This window comes from Leclercia adecarboxylata (genome assembly GCF_006874705.1).
GTDB lineage: Bacteria > Pseudomonadota > Gammaproteobacteria > Enterobacterales > Enterobacteriaceae > Enterobacter > Enterobacter adecarboxylatus_C.
The window spans coordinates 2971542-2994564 of the sequence record NZ_CP035382.1; the positions used below are offsets into that span (position 1 = coordinate 2971542).

The following is a 23023-nucleotide window of genomic DNA, read 5'->3' on the forward strand; positions in this document are numbered from 1 at the left end:
CATGCTCATCCTGTTGTTATCGGGAAAGGGCCCGGACGCGAAGGGTGATCCCTTCGACGGCCACCACCTCAACTTTGGTGCCGGCGCTTAAATCGTCGTCGGCAATGACCGGCCACGAGCTGTCGCCGACGCGCATATGACCGCGCCCGTTCAGCAGGGCGGTATCAAGGGTAAACTGCATCCCCACCAGCTGCTGTCCGCGCTGGTTGAGCCGGGCATCGGCGGGCTTTTGCCTGCGCACCTGCCTTGAGAGCCAGCGCCACCACAGCCATGCGGCCGTCAGGGTCAGCACCGCAAACAGCGCCCCCTGCCAGGCCCAGTCGAAGGGCAACAGCCAGACCAGCAGCCCGGTGATAACCGCCGCCACGCCGCTCCACAGCAGATAGCCGTTGCCGCCGAGCATTTCGGCCGCCAGCAGCAGGCCGCCAAGGCTCAGCCAGAAGACATGCGGATGTGCCGCGATCGTCTCGATCATAATTTGCGCTCGTTGCCGCTGTTCTTGATCAGTTCCGCGATGCCGCCGATCGCGCCCATCAGGCTGCTGGCATCCAACGGCATCATCACCACCTTGCTGTTGTCCGCCGAGCCGATCTGTTGCAGCGCTTCGGTGTATTTCTGCGCCACGAAGTAGTTAATCGCCTGGATATCTCCGGCAGCGATCGCCTCCGAGACCATCTGGGTGGCGCGGGCTTCCGCTTCCGCCGAACGCTCCCGGGCTTCAGCCTGTAAAAATGCGGACTGGCGTTCGCCCTCGGCTTTGAGGATCTGCGACTGTTTCTCCCCTTCGGCCTTCAGGATCTCGGCCTGGCGCACCCCTTCGGCTTCCAGAATGTAGGCGCGCTTGGTTCGTTCGGCCTTCATCTGGGCGTTCATGGAGGTGATCAATTCTGCGGGCGGACGCACGTCGCGAATTTCAATACGGGTGACTTTGATGCCCCACGGGTTAGTGGCTTCATCAACGATGTGCAGCAGGCGGGTGTTGATGCTGTCGCGCTGGGAGAGCATCTCGTCCAGCTCCATGGAACCCAGAACGGTACGGATGTTGGTCATCGTCAGATTAATGATCGCCAGCTCAAGGTTACTCACCTCGTAGGCCGCTTTCGGCGCGTCGATCACCTGAATAAAGCATACCGCGTCGATGGTGACGTTGGCGTTATCCCTGGAGATAACCTCCTGAGAGGGGATATCGAGCACCTGCTCCATCATATTGATCTTGCGACCAATGCGGTCCATGAACGGCACCACCAGGCTTAAGCCCGGCTGCAGCGTGTTGGTATAACGGCCAAAACGCTCAACCGTCCACTGATAGCCCTGCGGTACGATTTTCACCCCGGCGGCAACAATGACCAGCGCGACGAAGATCAGAATAGGGATGACGATGAACATATAAAACCTCCTGTTTTGTATTCCATGTTGCGATAAAAACTGTTCGTTTGTTGCCCATAAGTATACCGATAAACAGGCCCAAGTTCGCGCCGAATCAGTGGTGCGGGCTGGATCCAGACATAAAAAAGCCCCGCTAAAAATAGCGGGGCGGGACAAAAAAACATCAGAATGCAGGTGGTCAGGCGTCGGGCCCGGTCCAGGAGAAGTCGGAGATATACTGCTCGCCGGCTTCATTGATCGCGCGTGACAGCGCGGCATAATATTTTTCCAGACCGATAGCTTCAATCTGCTGCAGCTGCTCGCGTACCGGGGCACAGAACAACCCGGCATTCCCGGCTTCGACGCGCTTATTGTTAGGCGGCAGGTCGCCGGTGATGGCCTTAAACCAGGTGCGGATCCCCTGCTTAAGGTTGTTTGGCGCCTTCGCCAGATTGTCGATACCGGTCAGCACCTGCAGGGTGGGGAACCGATCCTCCGCAACGGCGCTTTTCAGACGCGCAAAGAACTGGCTGAACAGCTCGAACGAGCCCAGCTCGATGATTTTGGGTTTGGTGGTTTTGCCATTTTTATTGCCGATCTTGCTTGCGGCAGGCGTGCTGGACGGCACGACCCCTGTCTTATGCAAGTCTAATCCGAACAGCAAATTGCAGTGGGCACGACGCTCTTTCAGCGGATAAGACATCAGCACGTCGATAAAAGTCGTCGCCATCACATCCGACAGCTTATGGTTAATGAGCCACTGGGTGCGGGAAAAGTCAGCAGGGGAGACAAACCACTCCGGAACCTCATCGTAACGCTTCGATTTCCCTTTCCCATCGAATTCAATGAAGTGCGTACCGTTATCGAAGGCAAATTTGCAGTTTTTAAAGCTGACAATAGTGGTATTAACGATCAACGCTTTTTTTACAAAATCAACCACTTCAGGGCCAATAACAAAGCTGGTGATTGCCGAGGAATTGATGACTTGCATTAATGTTTCTACATCAGGAACGCCGGGCTTCAGGGAGGTGAACTCATAAAAGATGTGTGTCATGCCGCATACTTCCTATAGTTATTAGCCTGCCATTTCAAACGCGAAAAAGTTTATCATCTCTTGCAGGATGAGGCCATTAGCTACAGATGCGGGATGTTTGTGTCGATCACAAATGGAAGATAAAGGTTACTCCTGATGGGGGTAGTGTAAAAAAATGAGGACATTTTAAAGACTGCGATGCGCAGAGATAAGTCTCGTTATCTGTTTGCCAGAATTAAACATTAATAAGACTTAAGTGAAGCCGTTTTTGAAATGAAAAAGGCCGCCATAACGGCGGCCAGAAGTGGATTTTAGAACGGAGCGAGGGGATTAAAAATCGCCTGAGATGCCCGCTCCGGCCATCCAGCCGTTATCGAAGGAGCTGGATGCCTGCATGTTGACGGCAACATGCGGGGTCACGCTTTTCTGCAGACCGGCAGCCAGGGCTGCACCATCGCCATTCGCCGTACCCGTCGACAGTGCCCATGAATTATCGGAGTGATAATGCAGGCTGGACATCGCCGCGGCGTTATTCAGACCCCGTTTAAGATCTTCACGGGTGTCATCAATCTCTTTCGCGTTACGCTCAATCGACTGGCTGTTGCGGGAGATGCGTTGACTGTTGCTGTCGATACGCTGGCTGTTACCTGAGATACGCTGGCTGTTGTTATCGATACGCAGGCTGTTGCCCGAGATGCGCTGGCTGTTGTTGTCGATATTTTGGCCGTTGGTCTCGATACGCTGGCTATTGCTCGCGATGCGTTGATCGTTAGTCTCTATCTGGCTGCGGTTAGTTTGATCGACATAGTAGCTGTTCACCTCGCTAACGATCCTGACGGTGTAGCTGTTGTCCGCAGTTTGACTGGTGCTGGCGGTCTTCTTTGCAGGTGCTGACGGCTGGGCATCGGCACCTGCGCTGGTCACGGTCAGTGGAGTTGTCTGACTATCCACCAGGGTCACACTTCCGGTATCTGCTTTTTGCGCGTTGATGACGGTATTGTCCGGCATCCCCTTAACCAGCGTGGTTGGCATAGTTTGCTGGTTAACGACCTGCACCGTTGTGGTCGGCAGCGGTTGAGGTGAAGGAATATCGCCAGCCGCTGGCTGCAGGCTCAGGATAGGCTGAATGGTTTTGATTTCATATGCCGGGGCTAGTGGCGTAGTTGGCGTAGGCGGCGCGACGATCGGCTGCGGAGTGTTGTTGGCCAGCGTTTGCGGTTTAACCGGCACGTTGTAGGTCGGCGTTGGCGGCGCAACGATTGGCTGCGAGGCGTTGGTGGTCAACAGCGTCTGCGGTTTAACCGGCACATTATAGGTTGGTGTCGGCGGAGCCACAATTGGCTGTTGGGTGTTGTTTGTCGTCAGCGTCTGCGGTTTTGGCGGCACGTTATAGGTTGGCGTCGGCGGGGCCACGATTGGCTGCGCGGTGCTGGTGGTCAGCGTCTGCGGTTTTGGCGGCACGTTGTAGGTTGGCGTCGGCGGGGCCACGATTGGCTGCGAGGCGTTGGTTGTCAACAGCGTCTGCGGTTTTGGTGGCACATTATAGGTTGGCGTCGGCGGGGCCACGATCGGCTGCGGAGTACTGGTGGTCGTCAGCGTCTGCGGTTTAACCGGTACGTTGTAGGTCGGCGTCGGCGGCGCAATGATTGGCTGCGGAGTGTTGTTGGCCAGCGTCTGCGGTTTAACCGGCACATTATAGGTCGGCGTCGGCGGGGCCACGATCGGCTGCGAGGCGTTGTTGGCCAGAGTTTGCGGTTTAACCGGCACGTTATAGGTTGGCGTCGGCGGGGCCACGATCGGCTGCGTAGTGCTGTTGGTTGTCAGCGTCTGCGGTTTAACCGGCACGTTATAGGTTGGCGTCGGCGGGGCCACAATTGGCTGCGGAGTGTTGTTGGTCGTCAGCGTCTGCGGTTTAACCGGCACGTTATAGGCCAGCTTCGGTGGCGCAACGATCGGCTGTGGAACGTTATATATCACTGGCTTTGGTGGGACGGCCTGCACCGGCAGCGGTGGGGCTTTGAGGGGTTGTGGCATTGGCGCGACAGGAATGGCTGTCGGCGCAATCGAACCATCTTTGAATGCGTTGCGTGCGGCCTGCAGCTGCGTCTGAGCAAATTTAACCTCATTGCGGCGTTGGCTGATTAAATTTAAAGCATCAAGATGCGTCCGGGCGGCAGCTGCGGCTTCAGGCGATCCCGCCTGGTACTGATGGATCACATTCATCATATCGACATTGGTCACGCGTTCGGCCCTGAGCGCGGCGGCGTAATTTTTTTGTGCAAAGTGGTCAAATTCCAGCGCGCCTTTCAGGTTCGCTGCTGCTTGATCCGAACTTATCGCATACGCAGCCGGGGCAGTAACGCACAGCGACACTGCCGATGCGATCAGTTTCAACGTGGTTTTCATCTCTACATATCCTGAGGTCAATCGTTTGATCAAAATGTAAATTGCAGAGTGGCAGAGAGTATGAGGGCTCTGGCTCTGAAGTATTTGCAGATGTCTTTATTGTCTTTTTGTTGTCTTGTGTATAACTAAAGCCATTTTTAATGGTCATTTTTTCTGGATTCTAACCATTAAATAGTTATTGGCAAGTCAATTAACGATCAATTTTTATTGTCTGCAGTTAGTCTAATTTCAAACGAAAGAAGGGTATGCTTCGCTTAGAGAAAAATGTTACATAAAGTGTGTGATTAGTCTTTTTGGTAGAATATTGTGATCAAATTTACGTTTGGTAACGCTTTTTGGCCGTTGCCAGACGGGTTTTTTATTGATTCGTTAAGATGTTGTTATTTTCTTGCGTGCGTGTAAGTAGTCTTTATATAGACTTATTTAAGTCTTTATTGGTTTTAAAGTGAGGGTCGACTGATAAGGTAATAAAAACAGTCAATCTGTCCATAGACTGAAAATATTTAGTCGTCAGCTATCAGGCGGAAATGATACGGAGAGGTTAAATCAGATGAGCAGGCCCGGTAAGCGAAGCATTACCGGGCACAGGCAGGGGATCAGTACAGCAGGGCGTAAAGCTTACGGCGATAGGCCGAGGCCAGGGAGTCGCCTGTCCCGAGCGCGGCCAGAATTTCCTGGAACGTTTTACGCGCCTGACCATCAGCGGCAGCCAGATCGGTTTTCAGATGGCTGAACAGCAGTTCCAGCGCCTCTTCATTACGACCAACCTGATGCAGCTGCAGTGCCAGCTGGCTGGCCAGCGCGGCATCGGCAGGGTTGGCGGCGACATGCTGCTGTAGCTGCTGAATTTCCGGAGTATCCGCGGCCTGCTTCAGCAGTTCAATCTGCGCCACCAGCCCCTGATAACGGGTATCCTGATCCTGCAGAGGGATGGTTTTCAGCACCACCTCGGCATCTTCGGAACGTTTTAAGATAATCAGCGTTTCGGCTAGCAATAAGCCAATTTCGCTGTTCTGACCGGAGAGCTGCCAGGCCTCTTTCAGCAGCGGCAGGGCTTCATCATGTTTGCCTTCGGCCATCAGGGCCGCCGCCTGCTGCGCTTTTAGCTCTTCTTCGCGCGGCAGCACTTTATCCAGCAGGGCGCGGACTGCCTCTTCCGGCTGCGGCCCCTGGAAGCCATCAACCGGCTGACCGTTCTGGAACAGATAAACCGTTGGGATGGCGCGCAGGCCAAACTGCGAGGCGATCATCTGCTCGGCGTCGCAGTCCAGTTTTGCCAGAATGAACTGACCGTTGTACTGGGCCGCAAGCTTCTCGAGCACCGGCGTCAGCTCAAGACAGTGCTGACTCCGTTCAGACCAAAAGTAGAACAGCACCGGTTTGGTCATCGACTGTTCAAGGGTCTGGTGCAGGTTTGCTTCGGTAATGTTGACAATATTCTGTACGGACATGCGGCATTCTCTGTTATGAGTTTTTATTTACATGGGGGCGTGGCGCGTGGCTTCAACTCAGCCCTGTAAAATTTTGTCCATCATCCGGCCAGGCAGCAGGCGCTTCAGCAGGCCAACGGCATGGGTCACCAGCGTGACCGGATAACGCATTTTCGGGTTTTTGCTCTCAAAAGCATGGCGCACTTTGGCGACCACCGCCTCCGGTCCCAGCGTAAAACGCGCGGCAATACCGGGATTTTCTACCGGCTTGTCGGCCTGGGTCTGGTTAACGTTGTCGGTAAAGCGGGTGCGGATGGGGCCCGGCTCAATCAGGCTCACCTTAATCCCGCTGTGGCGTAACTCCATGCGCAGCGCATCCGACCAGGCTTCCAGCGCGTATTTGCTGGCGGCATAAGCCCCACGGCCCGGCGTGGAGATCAGCCCCATCACCGAGGAGGTCATCACAATCCGCCCTTCGCCGTGCGGCAGCATGGCGGGCAGCAGGCGCATGGTGAGCTGATGGACACCAAAAAAGTTGGCGGAAAATTGCTGTTCAAGCTTTTCGCGGGTGACTGTCTGCAGCGGGCCATAAACGCCGAAACCGGCGTTGTTAAACAGCCCGTACAGACGATTATTGGTAAGCGCGATCACCTCATCGGCGGCGCGCTCAATGCTGTCGGCACAATCCAAATCCAACTGCACACCGGTAAAACCCATCCCGTTCATCCGTTCAACGTCTTCGGGTTTGCGGCAGGCGGCCAGCACCCAGAATCCCTGGCGCTTCAGTTCAAGGGCGCTTTCAAGGCCAATTCCGCTGGAACATCCTGTTATTAAGACCGATTTTTGCATAACTTTACCTGTCAGGATCTCCGCTGAATTACGAGTCATGTTTAACTAAAGGAGCCAGCCGGGTCGCCATCCAGTCGGCAATAAACGGCTGTGCGTCCCGGTTGGGGTGAATACCGTCATCCTGCATCCACTGCGGCTTCAGGTAGACCTCTTCCATAAAAAAGGGCAGCAGCGGAACATCGAACTCTTTGGCAAGCTTCGGATATATCGCGCTGAAGGCTTCATTATACCGACGACCGTAGTTGGCGGGCAGGCGAATTTGCATCAACAGCGGCTGCGCATTGGCCGCGCGGATATCCTGCAAAATTTTGCGCAGGGTCTGCTCCGTCTGTTGGGGCTGGAAACCGCGCAGACCGTCATTGCCGCCGAGCTCCACCAGCACCCAGCGCGGTTGATGCTGCTTCAGCAGGGCCGGGAGGCGCGACAGCCCCTGCTGGGAGGTATCGCCGCTGATGCTGCCATTGATCACCGACGTTTTGGTCTGCCATTTATCGTTCAGCAGGGCAGGCCAGGCGGCACTGGCTGCCATCCGGTAGCCCGCGCTGAGGCTATCGCCCAGAATTAATAACGTGTCCGCCGCCGCGGCACGAAATGTCATCAGAATCAGAAACAGGAAGGGCAAATGCCAGCGGAAAACATTGTTGAAGTTCATCATCTTAAGAAGTCCGTGGGTCAGGGTGAGCACGAGCTTTCCATCCTTACCGGAGTTGAACTCATTGTCAAACGCGGGCAGAGCATCGCCCTGATTGGGGAGTCGGGCTCCGGAAAATCCACGTTGCTGGCGATCCTCGCCGGTCTGGATGACGGCAGCAGCGGTGAGGTCCATCTGGTCGGGCAACCGCTGCACAGCCGCGATGAAGAGGCGCGCGCCGCTCTGCGGGCGAAGCACATTGGCTTTGTTTTCCAGTCGTTTATGTTGATCCCGACCCTCAATGCGCTGGAGAACGTCGAGCTGCCGGGGCTGCTGCGCGGCGAGAATACCGCCCACAGCCGCGAGAGCGCAAAAGCCCTGCTGGAGCAGCTGGGGCTGGGCAAACGCCTCGATCACCTTCCGGCGCAGCTCTCCGGCGGCGAGCAGCAGCGCGTGGCGCTGGCCCGCGCCTTCAACGGGCGCCCGGACGTGCTCTTTGCCGATGAACCTACCGGCAACCTCGATCGCCAGACCGGGGACAAAATTGCCGATCTGCTCTTTTCCCTGAACCGCGAGCACGGCACCACGTTGATCCTCGTCACCCACGACCCACAGCTGGCGGCCCGCTGCGACCGCCGCCTGCGTCTGGTGAACGGTGAACTGAGGGAGGAAGCATGATTGCCCGCTGGTTCTGGCGCGAATGGCGTTCCCCCTCGCTGCTCATCGTCTGGCTGGCGTTAAGCCTGGCGGTGGCCTGTGTGCTGGCGCTTGGCAGCGTCAGCGATCGGATGGAAAAGGGGCTCAGCCAGCAAAGCCGTGAGTTTATGGCCGGCGACCGGACGCTGCGCAGCTCCCGCGAGGTGCCGCAGGCGTGGCTTGAGGAGGCGAGAAAAGAGGGGCTGAAGGTTAGCGAGCAGCTGAGCTTCCAGACCATGACCTTTGCCGCCGATACGCCGCAGTTGGCGAGCGTAAAGGCTGTCGATGATATTTATCCGATGTACGGCGAACTGCAAACCAACCCGCCGGACCTGAAACCGGCCCCGGGCACGGTGCTGCTGGCGTCGCGTCTGATGGCGCTGCTAAATTTAAAAACCGGCGACAGCATCGACGTTGGCGATGCCCGGCTTAAAATTGCCGGGGAAGTGATTCAGGAGCCCGACTCCGGGTTTAACCCGTTCCAGATGGCGCCGCGTCTGCTGATGAATACCGCGGATGTGGCCAACACCGGGGCGGTACAGCCCGGGAGCCGCGTCACCTGGCGCATTAAGTTTGGCGGTACACCCGCACAATTAGCGAGTTACGAGAAGTGGCTCCTGCCGCAGCTGAAGCCGGAGCACCGCTGGTCCGGGATGGAGCAGGAGGACGGGGCGCTCGGCAAGTCGCTGGAGCGTTCCCAGCAGTTCCTGCTGCTCTCGGCGCTGCTGACGCTGTTGCTGGCGGTGGCGGCCGTAGCGGTGGCGATGGGTCACTACTGCCGAAGCCGCTACGACCTGGTGGCAATCCTCAAAACCCTGGGAGCGGGCAGAGCGCAGCTGCGTAAGCTGATTGTCGGCCAGTGGCTGATGGTGCTTGCGCTCTCCGCGATGACCGGCGGGGCGATGGGGCTGCTGTTTGAAAAAGTGCTGATGGTGCTGCTCAAGCCGGTGCTGCCTGCCGCCCTGCCGCCAGCCAGCCTCTGGCCGTGGCTGTGGGCGATTGGCGCGATGATCGTCATCTCGCTGCTGGTGGGGCTGCGTCCGTACCGCCTGCTGCTGGCGACCCAGCCGCTGCGCGTCCTGCGCAGGGACGTGGTTGCCAGCGTCTGGCCGCTGAAATTTTACCTGCCGGTTATCGTGGCGGTGGTGGTGGTACTGCTCGCCTGGCTGATGGGCGGCAGCATGCTGCTGTGGGCGGTCCTGGCCGGGACGGTGGTGCTGGCGCTGCTCTGCGGCGTGCTGGGCTGGATGCTGCTCAGCGTGCTGCGCGGGCTGACGGTGAAATCGCTGCCGGTGCGTCTGGCGGTGAATCGCCTGCTGCGCCAGCCGTGGTCGACCCTCAGCCAGCTGTCGGCGTTTTCGCTGTCGTTTATGCTGCTGGCATTGCTGCTGGTGCTGCGCGGCGACCTGCTGGATCGCTGGCAACAGCAGCTCCCGCCGGAGAGCCCGAACTATTTCCTGATCAATATCGCCCCGGAGCAGGTCACGCCGCTGAAGGCGTTCCTGGCTGAGCATCAGATTATCCCCGAGTCGTACTACCCCATCGTGCGGGCGCGCCTGACCCAGATTAACGGCCAGTCCACCGAGGGCCATAAGGATGAATCCCTCAACCGCGAGCTGAACCTGACCTGGCAGGATAAGCGCCCGGATCATAACCCGATCGTCGCCGGCAGCTGGCCGCCAAAAGCGGGGGAAGTGTCGATGGAGGAGGGGCTGGCAAAACGCCTCAACGTCGGGCTGGGCGATACGGTGACCTTTACCGGCGATACCCAGGACTTTAGCGCTAAAGTCACCAGCTTGCGCAAGGTTGACTGGGAGAGTCTGCGGCCGAACTTCTTCTTTATCTTCCCTTCCGGGGCGCTGGACGGGCAGCCCCAAAGCTGGCTGACCAGCTTCCGCTGGGAGAACGGCAACGGCATGCTCACCCAACTTAACCGCGAGTTTCCGACCATCAGCCTGCTGGATATCGGCGCGATCCTCAGACAGGTCGGGCAGGTGCTGGAGCAGGTAAGCCGGGCGCTGGAGGTGATGGTGGTGCTGGTAACGATTTGCGGCATCCTGCTGCTGCTGGCCCAGGTGCAGGTCGGAATGCGTCAGCGCCATCAGGAGCTGGTGGTCTACCGCACCCTGGGGGCGGGTAAAAAGCTGCTGCGTACTACGCTGTGGAGCGAATTTGCCCTGCTGGGGCTGGTGGCAGGCCTGGTGGCGGCCATTGGCGCTGAAACCGCGCTGGCGGTATTGCAAACCCGGGTGTTCGACTTCCCGTGGGAGCCGGACTGGCGGCTGTGGGCGATCCTGCCGCTCTGCGGGGCGGTGATGCTCTCTCTGTGCGGCGGCTGGCTGGGGGCCCGTTTATTGAAAGGCAAAGCCCTGTTCCGGCAGTTCTCCGGCTAATTCCCCTCCGTAATCGTCACGCACCGGTTTTTATACCGGTGCGTGACGCCTAAGTAGCATAAAAAGATAACTCGTTGAATTTTAGTGGCACAAATCATTAAAAACCGGACAACACAGCCGGATAAATCCTGGTTAATATTCACCTGCTAAATAAATGGCAGTGTGTCTATTAAGGAAAAATAATGACCATAACTAAAAAAGCGCTGGCGGTAGCGATCGGCGCAGCAGTGGCATTGGCATCTTTTGCATCCCAGGCTGAAATCACCGTACTGAAGCAGGATCCGCAGGCGGGTGACCCGCTGAGCCGCCTGAATTTCACCGTTGGCGGCAGTATTCGTCCTCAGTTCCAGAACATGACCGGTGACGACGGCAAGAACAGCTACAAGCGTAACGGCTTTGACGGCGGCACCCGCTTCCGTTTCGCAGCAGATTACTACCTGTTTGATGACATCAGCTGGATCAGCTACTACGAGCTGGGCGTTAACATTCCGGCCCAGTTCGACTGGGACAATCACCATGCCGACGGCGCGCATGACACCTCCCGCCGTATGCTCTACACCGGCCTGAAGAGCGACACCTGGGGCACCCTGACCTTCGGTCAGCAGAACAGCGTTTATTACGATGTGGTTGGCGCGAAAACCGATATCTGGGACTACGACATGATCGGTCAGGCACCGGGTAACGGCATCAACGGCGACTACGACGGTTCTTACCGTTCACGCCAGATGCTGAAGTACAAGAAAACCCTCGGCGATGCTGACATCTATGCCTCTTACCTGTTCGAAGACAGCGAATATCTGCCGGGCAACGGCCTGCGTTACAAGCGTAAAGGCGGCGGTTCACTGGGTCTGGATTATCGTCTGACCACCGATCTGACCTGGGGCGCAGCCTGGAACTACACCCGCGCCGACATGCGTAACCCGGATAACGGCGACAGCAAGTCCTGGGATCAGAACATCCTCGGTACCGCGCTGAGCTGGACCCCGGATAACTGGACCTTCTCCGCAGGCGGCGGCTGGTATCAGAACTTTATGACCAGCAAAAAAGTGTCGGTAAACGACTACTTCGCGGGCGACGCGTGGGGTATTGAGTACTTCGCGGGCTATAAATTCCCGATTGGTCAGTATGCGGTGAAATCCATCCAGCCTTACTTCATGGGTGACCGCATTGAAACCATGAATGGCCGTAACTACCAGCGCATCGATAACGGCGTGGGTATCAGCTTCCAGCTGGATTACGGTTTCCGTGTTGACTACGAGCACGTGTTCACTTCAAGCACCGACGATCTGGGCGATATGAACCTGGTGCGTCTGCGCTACGACTTCTGATTTTGAGTCGTCTGTCCCCGGTGGCGCTACGCTTACCGGGGCTACAAAATCGCGCGAAACATGTAGGCCGGATAAGCGTTAGCGCATCCGGCTTTTTTCAGCGATTCAGCCACCCGGCAACGTCTTCAAACGTCCCGCGATAAACAATCTTCTCCGCTTTCTTTTCAAGCTGATAGCGATACATCGGGTCGTAATAGTCATTCAGAAGCGGCACAAGCCAGGCGAAATGCGCCTCGGTGCTGCCGGTGCGCTGTTGTTCATCCAGGGCACTCTCCAGCAGGGCGGTAAATTCGGCAAAACGCTGTAACCCCAGCCGACGCCGGATAGCAAACAGGCCGTGGTGCAGGTACTCGCCGTACTCCAGCCAGCCAGCCTCTTCGCCACGCGCGGCGCGAAAGGCCTGCCACATCTGCTCGAAATACTCCTCCCGCAGACGCTCCAGTCGCACCTCGAACGGATCCTCCACTACCGCAATCGGTGACTGCACCATGCGATCGCGCAGACACTCCGGCAGGTGGTTAGAGCCAATCATCCGGCCTTCGTCTTCCAGTACCCAGCGCGCGGCGTCTTTTTTCAGCAGCTCTACCGCGAGATAGTTTTCAAAGCTGGCCTGCGAAAGCTGCGGCGTTAGCGTGCGGCCAAACGACGAGCCGCGATGGTGCGCCAGCCCTTCAAGATCGATCCCGTCCGGACGGGCCTTCACCAGCAGGGTCTTGCCGCTGCCGGTACAGCCGCCAATCAGCACGGTCGGTTTTTGCACCTGCTCAACGGTGACCTGCATCGCCGCCTGACGCAGCGCCTTATAACCGCTGCGGATCAGCGGATAATCAACGCCTGCCGCTTTCAGCCATGCCTGCACGATATGCGAGCGCTGCCCGCCCCGGGCGCAGCAGAGATAACCCTGGGGTTGCGCAAGGCAGGCGGTGCGCCAGGCCTCAAGGCGCTGGTCGCGCGTCTCGCCGCTCACCAGTCGATGGCCGAGCGCAAGCGCGGCCTCCGGCCCCTGGCGTTTATAACAGGTGCCCACGGCGGCGCGTTCGTCGTCGTTCATTAACGGCAGATTGATCGCCGCAGGCATAGCGCCCTGGGCAAATTCCACGGGCGCGCGCACGTCGATTATCGGCGTGTCGGCGGCAAGTATGGCGCGGTAGTCCGTCCCATCGTTCATAAGGATCCCTCAAAACAGCGATGGGCAGGATTTTACGCCGGGGAAGGGGAAGGTCAACTCCCCGGCGGTAGGACTTAACTCAGCGTTGCCTGCGCCCAGGCGATGCCGCTGGCGTACTCCGGCGGTAACAGGGGCACAATGGCTTCGAGCGTGGCGCTCAGGCGGGGGATATCGCTGTCATTCAGGTTCAGGTGGCCGACCTTGCGCCCCGGACGAACCTCTTTGTCATACCAGTGCAGATGCACCAGCGGCAGTTTCAGCCAGTCGTAGTTCAGATCGGTGCCGATCAGGTTGATCATCACCGACGGGCTGTTGACTACCGGCTGCGGCAGCGGCAACCCGGTAATGGCGCGCAGGTGCAGCTCAAACTGGCTGATGGAGGCGCCGTTCTGCGTCCAGTGGCCGCTGTTGTGCACGCGCGGTGCCAGCTCGTTGATCAGCAGGCCGTCCGGCGTAACAAAGCACTCCATCGCCATCACGCCGACATAGCCCAGCTCCTGCATGATGGCAGAGAGCATGCTTTCAGCCTGCGCCTGCTGGGCCGCATTGGCCTGCGGGAAGACCACGCTGGTGCGCAGAATGCCGTCCTGATGCAGGTTGTGGGTCAGGGGATAAAAGACGGTACTGCCGTCGTGGGCGCGGGCACCTACCAGCGACACTTCGCCGCTGAAGTTAATGCCCCGCTCAACGATGCATTCGCCGTAGCACTCGTCCGGCAGCTGGTCGGTTTCACCGGCGCGCAGACGCCACTGGCCGCGTCCGTCATAGCCGCCAACGCGACGCTTGACGATCGCCAGCTCGCCCAGGGTGGCAAATACGCCTGGCCACTGGCCTTTTTCCGTCAGCAGCTGCCACGGCGCGGTGGCGAGGTGCAGATCGTCGAACAGCTGCTTTTGCGTCAGACGGTCGGCAATAATGGGGAACACATCGCGGTTTACAAACGCATTGTGGCGAGCCAGCTCCCGGGTCAGGGCAGTTTCCGGCCAGCGCTCAATCTCTGCGGTGATCACGCTCTGCTGAAAGGGCACGGCTTCGGGTTCATCATCCAGCCCGACCGGCCAGACGCTGATCCCGAGCGGTTCACCGGCCTGACGCAGCATGCGGCCTAACTGACCGTTACCGAGAACGCAAACCTGCTTCATGCCGCACCTCGCGGGTCCGGGTTCTCCAGCACCTCGTCGGTCTGGGCGGTACGCCACGCGACCAGGCGCTGATGCAGTGCTTTATCGTGAGTTGCGAGGATCTGTGCGGCCAGCAGGGCGGCATTAGCGGCACCCGCTTTCCCAATCGCCAGCGTTCCCACCGGAATGCCGCGCGGCATTTGCACGATGGAGTAGAGGCTGTCGACGCCGCTCAGGGCAGCGCTTTGTACCGGGACGCCGAGCACCGGCACCAGAGTTTTGGCGGCAATCATGCCGGGCAGATGCGCGGCCCCGCCGGCACCGGCAATAATCACCTGATAGCCGTTCTCTTCCGCGCCTTCGGCGAAGCTGAACAGTTTATCGGGGGTGCGGTGTGCGGAGACCACTTCAACGTGGTGAGGAACATTCAGGATGTCAAAGATTTCGGCGGCAAACTGCATGGTAGCCCAGTCGCTTTTGGACCCCATCACGATGGCGACACGCGCCGGATTATTGCTGGAAGACATGCGGCTAAAAACTCCTGTGAGGCGCTATTCTCGGCTTTTGAGGTGACAAAGAATAGCACGATATACAGGCAAGGAAAACGGTTGCGTGCGCGTAGTTAGCGCTCTTTTGGCTCGTTGCTATCTGATGAAATACGTTGATTATGGGCTTTGGTCGCGCTGGCGAAAAAGGTAAAAGCGAGTACCAGGCCCCAGGGCAGCATGAAAATACTTATGATCAACATATAGGTTTGCACGAAGCGGTCATCATGTTGCCGCGTACACAAAAGGTATATCGCATAAAAATAGAGTAGCCATAATAAAACCGCGAACCACAACACAGTGGGCGAGCCGAAGGAGATAAACGCCACACCGAAAAAGCTGACTACAATCGGGGCGATTACCGCGATAACCATTCCCCAGATAAGAGGCTGATCCCATTTTTGCATGTTCGTTCCCTGAGGTTAATTTTGCTGAAAATTAACCTGGCGGCTAAAGGGAAAGACAGAACTTCTGACGCTGAAAGGGTACTTTCGGAATAGTGCTTGCAGAGGGACTAAAAGGGGAAATGAAGCAGCTCAACGTCTTCTGGCGTGACCTTCACCATCGAACCTTCCCTGTGCCATGCGCCGAGAACCACGCGATAAGCGGCCTTGCCGTTGACGTCTGAGTGATGGACGGCAGGGCGATGGGTATGGCCGTGAATGAGCCACTGTACCTGGTGTTTTTCCATTACGCTGACGACGGCCTGCGGATTCACATCCATGATGGTCAGGGATTTACTGCTGTTGGCGGCTTTGCTGCCGGCGCGCATCTTCGCCGCAATGCGGCTGCGGATAAACAGCGGCAGGGCGAGAAATAGGGTCTGGATCCAGGGGGTGTGCACTTTGGCGCGAAATGCCAGATAACCGGTATCGTCGGTGCAGAGCGTATCGCCATGCATGATCAGAATTTTACGGCCATACAGGTCAAGGACGGTCTCTTCCGCCAGCAGGGTCATGCCGCAATCGCGGGCGTAGCGCTTGCCGAGCAGAAAGTCTCGGTTACCGTGAATAAAGAAGCAGGGGACGCCGGAATCCACCAGGGTTTTGATGGCGGCTGCTATCTCGCGGTGAAGCGGGTTGGGGTCGTCGTCGCCAATCCAGGCTTCGAACAGATCCCCCAGGATGTAAAGCGCATCGGCGTGCCGGGCTTCACCCTGTAAAAAACGCAGAAAACCGGCGGTGATCGCCGGTTCTTCTGTTTGCAGATGCAGATCTGCAATAAAGAGTGTCGCCACGAATTATTCGCTGACGGTCACGCTTGTGATCACGACGTCTTCTTTTGGAACGTCCTGGTGCATACCGCTGCGGCCGGTAGAAACGCCTTTGATCTTCTCAACCACGTCCATGCCTTCAACCACTTCTGCGAACACGCAGTAGCCCCAACCCTGCAGGCTTTCGCCGGAGAAGTTCAGGAAGTCGTTGTCAGCCACGTTGATAAAGAACTGCGCGGTGGCGGAGTGTGGCGCCTGAGTACGGGCCATTGCCAGCGTACCGCGGGTGTTTTTCAGACCGTTGTTGGCTTCGTTTTTGATCGCCGCTTTGGTCTCTTTCTGGTTCATACCAGGTTCAAAACCGCCGCCCTGGATCATAAAGCCGTTAATTACACGGTGGAAAATGGTGTTGTTGTAGAAACCTTCGCGGCAGTAGTCCAGGAAGTTTTTAACTGTTTCAGGCGCTTTGTCATCAAAGGTCTTGATTACGATATCGCCATGATTAGTGTGGAAAGTAACCATTTTTGCATCCTGTTCCGTTATAGTGGTGCTTCGACCCCTCGGGGGGCCACAATAAGCGCTTGTTATAGCATAACCTCACGGCGCGATCACCTTGCATTGTTAGCGGCTTCGGGTTTGAATTACGGTTACACGCTTCATCCATTTAAATGATTTTGCGTGTAGAATACGCCGTTTTCACCCACACACGTCTCACATGGAATCTTCGATGTTAAAAATCTTCAACACACTGACGCGCCAAAAAGAGGAATTCAAACCTATTCATGCCGGGGAAGTCGGCATGTACGTGTGTGGTATTACCGTTTACGATCTCTGTCATATCGGCCATGGCCGTACCTTTGTCGCTTTTGACGTGGTGTCACGCTATTTGCGTTTCCTCGGGTACAACCTTAAGTATGTACGCAATATCACCGATATCGACGACAAAATTATCAAGCGTGCTAACGAGAACGGCGAAAACTTCGTCGCCTTAGTCGATCGCATGATCGCCGAAATGCACAAGGATTTTGATGCGCTGAATATCCTGCGCCCGGATCTGGAGCCGCGCGCCACGCACCATATCCCGGAGATCATTGAGATCACCGAACAGCTGATCGCCAAAGGTCACGCCTACGTGGCGGACAACGGTGACGTGATGTTCGACGTGCCGACCGATCCGCATTACGGTCAGCTCTCCCGTCAGGATCTGGATCAGCTCCAGGCCGGTGCCCGCGTTGACGTGGTTGACGTGAAGCGCAACCCGATGGACTTCGTGCTGTGGAAGATGTCCAAAGAGGGTGAGCCGAGCTGGCCATCGCCGTGGGGCGCAGGCCGTCCGGGCTGGCACATCGAATGTTCGGCCATGAACTGCAAACAGCTGGGTAACCATTTCGATATTCACGGCGGCGGTTCAGATTTGATGTTCCCGCACCATGAAAACGAAATTGCCCAGTCAACCTGCGCTCATGATGGCGAGTACGTGAACTACTGGATGCACTCCGGGATGGTGATGATTGACCGCGAGAAGATGTCCAAATCGCTGGGCAACTTCTTCACCGTGCGCGACGTGCTGAAGTACTACGATGCTGAAACCATCCGCTACTTCCTGATGTCCGGCCACTATCGCAGCCAGCTGAACTACAGCGAAGAGAACCTCAAGCAGGCGCGTTCTGCGCTGGAGCGTCTGTACACCGCGCTGCGCGGAACCGACACCTCAGTCGCAGCAGCCGGTGGCGAGGCGTTCGAAGCCCGTTTTGTCGAAGCAATGAACGACGACTTCAACACCCCGGAAGCCTACTCGGCGCTGTTTGATATGGCTCGTGAAGTGAACCGCCTGAAAGGTGAAGATGCGCATGCCGCTAACGCGCTGGCCTCCCATATGCGCAAGCTGGCGGGCGTGCTGGGTCTGCTGGAGCAGGAGCCAGAAGTCTTCCTGCAGAGCGGTGCGCAGGCGGATGACGGTGAAGTAGCGGAGATTGAAGCGCTGATTAAAGCCCGTCTGGAAGCCCGTCAGGCGAAAGACTGGGCCGCAGCCGATGCCGCGCGTAACCGTCTCACCGAGATGGGGATCATTCTGGAAGATGGTCCGCAGGGCACCACCTGGCGCCGTAAGTAAGTCCGTTACGCCGGGTGGCGCTGCGCTTACCCGGCCTACAAAAACACGAACGTAGGCCGGGTAAGGCGTAGCCGCACCCGGCTTTTCTTTTACCGCCGTTTCCACCACAACAATCCCATCAGCACCATCCCCGGCAGCCATACCCACAGCAGTTCCGAAAGAATCACCTGATGCCCGTAGGGCGTCATGTAGCGCGACAGCGCAAAGGGCGCGACCTTGATCACCTGCCAGGGCGCAAAGAAGCGTTCATCCGACCAGGGCCACAGCCAGCCGACCCCTTTCCCGCCCGTCGTCACCGAATCCAGCAGGCTGTGCGACAGCAGCGACACCGTTAAAAACAGCCAGCAGCGCACCAGCCCGGCCCTGAACCATCGTCGTCCAATCAACACACAAAGTAACGGCACCACAAAGGCGAACAGCAGGGAGTGGGTAAAGCCGCGGTGACCAAAAATATTGCCGTAGGCGACGCCGAACTTAAACGACAGCACGTCGGCATCCGGCAACATGGCGAGGACAATCCCGGCGAACAGCAGGCGAGGGGGAATAACCCGGGTGCCCAGCCCTAAGCCGAGGCAAATCGGCACAGCGGCATGGGTAATGATGGTTGGCATAACGATTATCCATGGCAAATCATGGAAATATAGCAGAGCACGGCGGAACTCCGTGCCGGGCGTAAATCTGAATTACGCCGATTCCCGGGCGATCAGTTGCCCCGACAGGGTAATGCGCTGGGTTTGCAGCTCAGGCTCTTTCAGCTTGCGGATCATCAGCCCCGCCGCCTGACGGCCCGTCTCTTCACTGGCGGAAGAGACATAGGTAAAGGACGGGGAGGTAAGATTAACGTGCAGCATATCCTCAAACCCCACCAGCGCCACCTGCTGGGTCAGAAACACATCTTTGCCCACCGTGCGGCCCACATGATGAATGCCGGAGATGGAACCGAGCATCGCATCCGGAGAGTGGCAGAGCAGGGCGGTAATGGTGTTGTTTTTCTCCAGTAGCTGACGGGTGGCGAAACTCGCCGCCTGGGTATCGTCGCGGCAGGCCGGAGCGGATTCCTCGCGGAACACCAGCCCGTTTTGCGTCATCGCGCTGCGAAAACCCAGCAGGCGCTGCTCGCGGATCCGATCCCCTTCCGTGCCGCCGATATAGGCGATATTGCGATGGCCGCGCTCAATCAGATAGCGGGTCGCCAGATGCGCCGCCTGGCGGTTATCGCGCATCACCAGATTGCAGGTCTCATCCAGCAGCGACTGCGACACCGCAACCAGCGGCAGCGGGCACTGGCGGATCAACGCCGGAAGGGCGGCATGGCGAGTGTCTGATGCCAGATAGATCACCCCGGCGACGCCCTGCTGCTTAAAGGAGAGCAGGCAGCGCTCCAGGTGTTCGCCGTCGTTCAGCGGTTGGCCGAGAAACACCATAAAGCCCTGCTTCTCCAGCTCCTGGACGATGCTCGCCATCACCTTGATGGAAAAGCTGTCGCTGAAATCCCGCAGGATCAGCCCGATCAGATTGGAGGTGTTGGCGCGGAGGTTGGCGGCGGCCACGTTATGCACATAGCCCAGGGCGGTGATGGCGGCGTGGACTTTTTCAATCGTCGCCTCGGAGATCTTTCCTTTCTGACGCAGGACCAGCGAGACGGTGGAGACCGAAACCCCTGCCTCTCTGGCGACATCAATGATGCTGACCTTCTTCACATTTTCTCCCTGAAATGCCTGATAAGACAACGTCTCCCGTAAGAGTACAGGAGACGTGTCGGTCAGGCAGCTTATTATTTACCGATCATCGTGGACATCGTCTGGGCGATAAACTGTGCCCGGGCGCCAAAGATAACCTGAATGCCGGAGTCACCGACGAAGACCACGCCGCGTGCGCCGAGGCCGTTCAGACCATCTTTATCCACCATCTCGCTCTTCGCCACTTCCAGACGCAGGCGGGTGATGCAGGAGCCGACGGAGTCGATGTTCTGCGCGCCGCCCAGCAGGCCGATGATTTCGGTAGCGATTTCGGTGTCGGTTTTATCATCCGCGTTGGCCGTCACTTCGGTGCGGCCCGGTGTTTTCACGTCGAAGCGACGGATCACGAAGCGGAAGGTGAAGTAGTAAATCAGCGCCATCGGGATACCGATGATAATGGCGTTGAGGAAGTTGGTCTGGTAGCCGTTAAACGACGGCAGGATCCCGAACGACAGGTAGTCGATAAAGCCCGCCGAGAAGGACTTGGCGATATGCGCATGCATCAGGTACATGGTCATATACGCCAGGCCTGCCATGATGGCGTTAAAGACGTAGAGGATCGGCGCCACGAAGATAAAGGTGAACTCTACCGGCTCGGTGATCCCCGTCAGGAAGCAGGTCAGTGCCGCAGAGAACAGGATACCGGCAGCGATCTTTTTGTTTTTGGTGTGGGCTTCGTGGTACATCGCCAGACAGGCCGCAGGCAGCGCGAACAGCATCAGCGGGAACTCGCCCTGCATGAACTTACCGGCGTTCTGGTAGGTGTCGCTGCTGAAGGATTTGGTGCCTTCTTCCAGCATTTTGAACCAGATGGTCTGGTCGCCGTGGATCACCTGGCCCGCCTGGGTGGTGTAATCCCCGAACGAGTACCAGAACGACGGATACCAGATGTGGTGCAGACCCAGCGGGATCAGCGCACGTTCCACCAGACCAAAGATAAAGGTCGATGCCGCCTGGTTATCACCGTTGACCACCACTGACAGCGCATCGATACCGGCCTGAATATGTTGCCAGATATAGGGCAGCAGCAGGCCCATCACGAACGACAGGAACGCCGTTGCAATGGCGACAAAACGCTTCCCGGAGAAGAAGCCGAGGAATTCCGGCAGCTGCATGGTATGGAAGCGGTTGTAACACCAGGCGGCGAGAATACCGCACAGCAGGCCGCCAAAGACGCCCATCTGCAGCGTCGGGATGCCCACCACCATGGCGTATTTCCCACCCTGAGAGGCCATCTCCGGCGTAATGCCGAGCACGGTGCCGATGGTAATGTTGGTGACAAACACCGCCACCGCCGCCGACAGCGCCGCGATACCGGATTCTGATGCCAGGCCGACGGCCGAACCGATAGCGAAAAGCATCGGCAGGTTATCAAAAATGACGCCGCCCGCGTTCATCATCAGCGGCAGGTGGAACTTATCCCCGAAGGCCAACAGCAGGCCCGCAGCAGGAAGCAGTGAGATTGGCAGCATTAAGGCGCGACCAATCATCGATAATTTCGACAGCGATTTAACAAACCCTGATATCAGACTCATGCTGATTTCCCCCCGAGTGCGCTCTGTGAGCGCTGTTATAGTGAGTAGAACGTTTTAGTAGAACGTTCTACTTATCGTGAGGAAAGCCTGAAAATCGCGCAACTTAATTTTCACATTTCAACAGATGAAATAGTGATTATTTGAAGTTGATCGATAATTAACCGTGATAGGTGTGGGGGATATTGAGGGGAGTTGCCGGGTGGCGGCTGCGCCTTACCCGGCCTACAAACGGATCCAATACGTAGGCCCGGCAAGCGAAGCGCCGCCGGGCATCAGACGACTCAGGCCGTCACGGTCACGCTCTGCCCTTCAAAACTCACGGTCTGACCCGCGACAATCTTGCAGCGCTTGCGGGTTTCCACCACGCCGTCGACATTCACCAGACCGTCAGCAATAACGATCTTGGCCTGGGCGCCGCTCTCGCTCCAGCCTTCCAGCTTCAGCAGATCGCACAGCTCAACGTGCGGGTGTTTACCTAATGAAAAAGTCGCCATCTTACGCTTCCTCTACGTCGTGATACTCAACGCATGCCTGCAGGGTGTTTTCAATCAGGGTTGCGACGGTCATTGGACCCACGCCGCCCGGAACCGGGGTGATGTAAGAGGCGCGCGCGGCGGCATCTTCGTAAACCACATCGCCCACCACTTTGCCGCTCTCCAGACGGTTGATCCCCACGTCCACCACAATCGCGCCTTCCTTGATCCACTCGCCCGGAATAAAGCCCGGCTTGCCCACGGCCACGATCAGCAGGTCGGCATTTTCGACGTGCTGGCGCAGGTTTTTGGTAAAGCGGTGGGTGACGGTGGTGGTGCAGCCGGCCAGCAGCAGCTCCATGCTCATCGGACGGCCAACGATGTTGGACGCGCCAATCACCACGGCGTTCAGGCCGTAGGTGTCGATGTTATAACGCTCCAGCAGCGTGACGATGCCGCGCGGCGTGCACGGACGCAGACGCGGCGCACGCTGGCACAGACGGCCGACGTTGTACGGATGGAAACCGTCCACGTCTTTGTCTGGCGCGATACGTTCCAGCACTTTTACGTTGTCAATGCCCGCAGGCAGCGGCAGCTGGACCAGGATGCCGTCAATCTCTTTATCGGCGTTCAGGGTATCAATCAGCTCAAGCAGCTCTGCTTCGGAGGTGGTTTCCGGCAGATCATAAGAGCGAGAGAGAAAGCCCACCTCTTCGCATGCTTTGCGTTTGCTGCCGACATAAATTTGTGAAGCCGGGTTACTGCCGACCAGCACAACAGCCAGCCCGGGAGCGCGTTTTCCTGCGGCCCGACGTGCTGCCACTTTTTCCGCGACCTCAGAGCGCACCTGCTGCGCAATCGTTTTACCGTCAATAATCTTTGCTGCCATCAGAGAGAAGATTCCATCTGTAAGGAGTGAAAGGGGGGATGAGCATATTTTGTCAGAAGCGCGCGCTGCTGTCAGTCACACTTTGCGGATTTTCCT

General features: G+C 57.6%; 22 protein-coding genes. 4 read left to right on the top strand and 18 right to left on the bottom strand.

Annotated features, from left to right (window positions below; genetic code table 11):
- Positions 1-16: 16 nt before the first annotated feature.
- The 7 genes from ES815_RS15070 to tesA form a co-directional block, all read right to left on the bottom strand.
- Positions 17-475, bottom strand: a complete 459-nt coding sequence (locus ES815_RS15070) for an NfeD family protein (RefSeq protein ID WP_142488491.1) — start codon at positions 473-475, stop codon at positions 17-19.
- Positions 472-1386: an SPFH domain-containing protein gene (locus ES815_RS15075; RefSeq protein ID WP_142488492.1), complete on the bottom strand. Its 915-nt coding sequence runs from the start codon at positions 1384-1386 to the stop codon at positions 472-474. The genes ES815_RS15070 and ES815_RS15075 overlap by 4 nt, the downstream gene beginning before the upstream one ends.
- A 178-nt stretch (positions 1387-1564) precedes the next feature.
- The gene (locus ES815_RS15080) at positions 1565-2419 is read right to left on the bottom strand and encodes a hypothetical protein (protein ID WP_142488493.1); all 855 of its coding nucleotides are present in this window, start codon (positions 2417-2419) and stop codon (positions 1565-1567) included.
- Positions 2420-2728: 309 nt separating this feature from the next.
- A complete protein-coding gene (locus ES815_RS15085; RefSeq protein WP_142488494.1) occupies positions 2729-4804 on the bottom strand; it encodes a hypothetical protein in 2076 nt (691 codons plus the stop codon).
- A gap of 596 nt (positions 4805-5400) precedes the next feature.
- Entirely contained in the window at positions 5401-6255 is an 855-nt protein-coding gene (locus ES815_RS15090; protein ID WP_142488495.1) for a co-chaperone YbbN, read from the bottom strand.
- Positions 6256-6312: 57 nt separating this feature from the next.
- On the bottom strand, positions 6313-7122 hold the full coding sequence (locus tag ES815_RS15095; protein ID WP_142488496.1) for an SDR family oxidoreductase: 810 nt from the start codon (positions 7120-7122) through the stop codon (positions 6313-6315).
- Positions 7112-7738, bottom strand: coding sequence for a multifunctional acyl-CoA thioesterase I/protease I/lysophospholipase L1 (gene tesA, locus ES815_RS15100; protein WP_185902338.1), 627 nt, complete (start codon positions 7736-7738; stop codon positions 7112-7114). The genes ES815_RS15095 and tesA overlap by 11 nt, the downstream gene beginning before the upstream one ends.
- On the opposite strand from tesA, the gene ybbA reads away from it, so the two are divergent.
- The 3 genes from ybbA (at position 7706) to ES815_RS15115 (ending at position 12131) form a co-directional block, all read left to right on the top strand.
- A complete protein-coding gene (gene ybbA, locus ES815_RS15105; protein ID WP_142488497.1) occupies positions 7706-8392 on the top strand; it encodes a putative ABC transporter ATP-binding protein YbbA in 687 nt (228 codons plus the stop codon). The genes tesA and ybbA overlap by 33 nt on opposite strands.
- Complete coding sequence (gene ybbP / locus ES815_RS15110) at positions 8389-10803, top strand: putative ABC transporter permease subunit YbbP (protein ID WP_142488498.1); 2415 nt, start codon at positions 8389-8391, stop codon at positions 10801-10803. Before ybbA ends, ybbP begins: the two co-directional genes overlap by 4 nt.
- A gap of 182 nt (positions 10804-10985) precedes the next feature.
- Complete coding sequence (locus ES815_RS15115; protein ID WP_142488499.1) at positions 10986-12131, top strand: porin; 1146 nt, start codon at positions 10986-10988, stop codon at positions 12129-12131.
- Between the two features lie 97 nt (positions 12132-12228).
- On the opposite strand, the gene mnmH is transcribed toward ES815_RS15115, so the two are convergent.
- The 6 genes from mnmH to ppiB form a co-directional block, all read right to left on the bottom strand.
- Positions 12229-13299 (bottom strand): tRNA 2-selenouridine(34) synthase MnmH, encoded by a 1071-nt coding sequence (mnmH, locus tag ES815_RS15120; protein WP_142488500.1) that lies wholly within the window; start codon positions 13297-13299, stop codon positions 12229-12231.
- Between the two features lie 74 nt (positions 13300-13373).
- Positions 13374-14441 (bottom strand): 5-(carboxyamino)imidazole ribonucleotide synthase, encoded by a 1068-nt coding sequence (gene purK / locus ES815_RS15125; protein ID WP_142488501.1) that lies wholly within the window; start codon positions 14439-14441, stop codon positions 13374-13376.
- Positions 14438-14947 (bottom strand): 5-(carboxyamino)imidazole ribonucleotide mutase, encoded by a 510-nt coding sequence (purE, locus tag ES815_RS15130; protein WP_142488502.1) that lies wholly within the window; start codon positions 14945-14947, stop codon positions 14438-14440. The genes purK and purE overlap by 4 nt, the downstream gene beginning before the upstream one ends.
- A 95-nt stretch (positions 14948-15042) precedes the next feature.
- On the bottom strand, positions 15043-15372 hold the full coding sequence (locus ES815_RS15135; RefSeq protein WP_142488503.1) for a hypothetical protein: 330 nt from the start codon (positions 15370-15372) through the stop codon (positions 15043-15045).
- 107 nt (positions 15373-15479) lie between these two features.
- Positions 15480-16202, bottom strand: a complete 723-nt coding sequence (gene lpxH / locus ES815_RS15140; RefSeq protein ID WP_142488504.1) for a UDP-2,3-diacylglucosamine diphosphatase — start codon at positions 16200-16202, stop codon at positions 15480-15482.
- Positions 16203-16205: 3 nt separating this feature from the next.
- Positions 16206-16700, bottom strand: a complete 495-nt coding sequence (ppiB, locus tag ES815_RS15145; RefSeq protein ID WP_106992224.1) for a peptidylprolyl isomerase B — start codon at positions 16698-16700, stop codon at positions 16206-16208.
- 205 nt (positions 16701-16905) lie between these two features.
- Here ppiB and cysS point away from each other — a divergent pair, with 205 nt between their 5' ends.
- A complete protein-coding gene (gene cysS / locus ES815_RS15150) occupies positions 16906-18291 on the top strand; it encodes a cysteine--tRNA ligase (protein WP_106992225.1) in 1386 nt (461 codons plus the stop codon).
- Between the two features lie 89 nt (positions 18292-18380).
- Here the strand turns inward: cysS and ES815_RS15155 are convergent, their stop codons facing one another.
- From ES815_RS15155 to folD, 5 genes are all read right to left on the bottom strand, one after another.
- A complete protein-coding gene (locus ES815_RS15155; protein ID WP_142488505.1) occupies positions 18381-18902 on the bottom strand; it encodes a metal-dependent hydrolase in 522 nt (173 codons plus the stop codon).
- Between the two features lie 72 nt (positions 18903-18974).
- Positions 18975-19991 (bottom strand): Mal regulon transcriptional regulator MalI, encoded by a 1017-nt coding sequence (malI, locus tag ES815_RS15160; RefSeq protein WP_142488506.1) that lies wholly within the window; start codon positions 19989-19991, stop codon positions 18975-18977.
- Positions 19992-20065: 74 nt separating this feature from the next.
- Positions 20066-21565, bottom strand: coding sequence for a PTS transporter subunit EIIC (locus ES815_RS15165; RefSeq protein WP_142488507.1), 1500 nt, complete (start codon positions 21563-21565; stop codon positions 20066-20068).
- A gap of 281 nt (positions 21566-21846) precedes the next feature.
- Complete coding sequence (gene ybcJ / locus ES815_RS15170; RefSeq protein WP_142488508.1) at positions 21847-22059, bottom strand: ribosome-associated protein YbcJ; 213 nt, start codon at positions 22057-22059, stop codon at positions 21847-21849.
- 1 nt (position 22060) lies between these two features.
- Positions 22061-22927 carry a bifunctional methylenetetrahydrofolate dehydrogenase/methenyltetrahydrofolate cyclohydrolase FolD gene (gene folD / locus ES815_RS15175; RefSeq protein ID WP_142488509.1) on the bottom strand — a complete coding sequence of 289 codons (867 nt, stop codon included), beginning with the start codon at positions 22925-22927 and terminating at the stop codon, positions 22061-22063.
- Between the last annotated feature and the right edge of the window lie 96 nt (positions 22928-23023).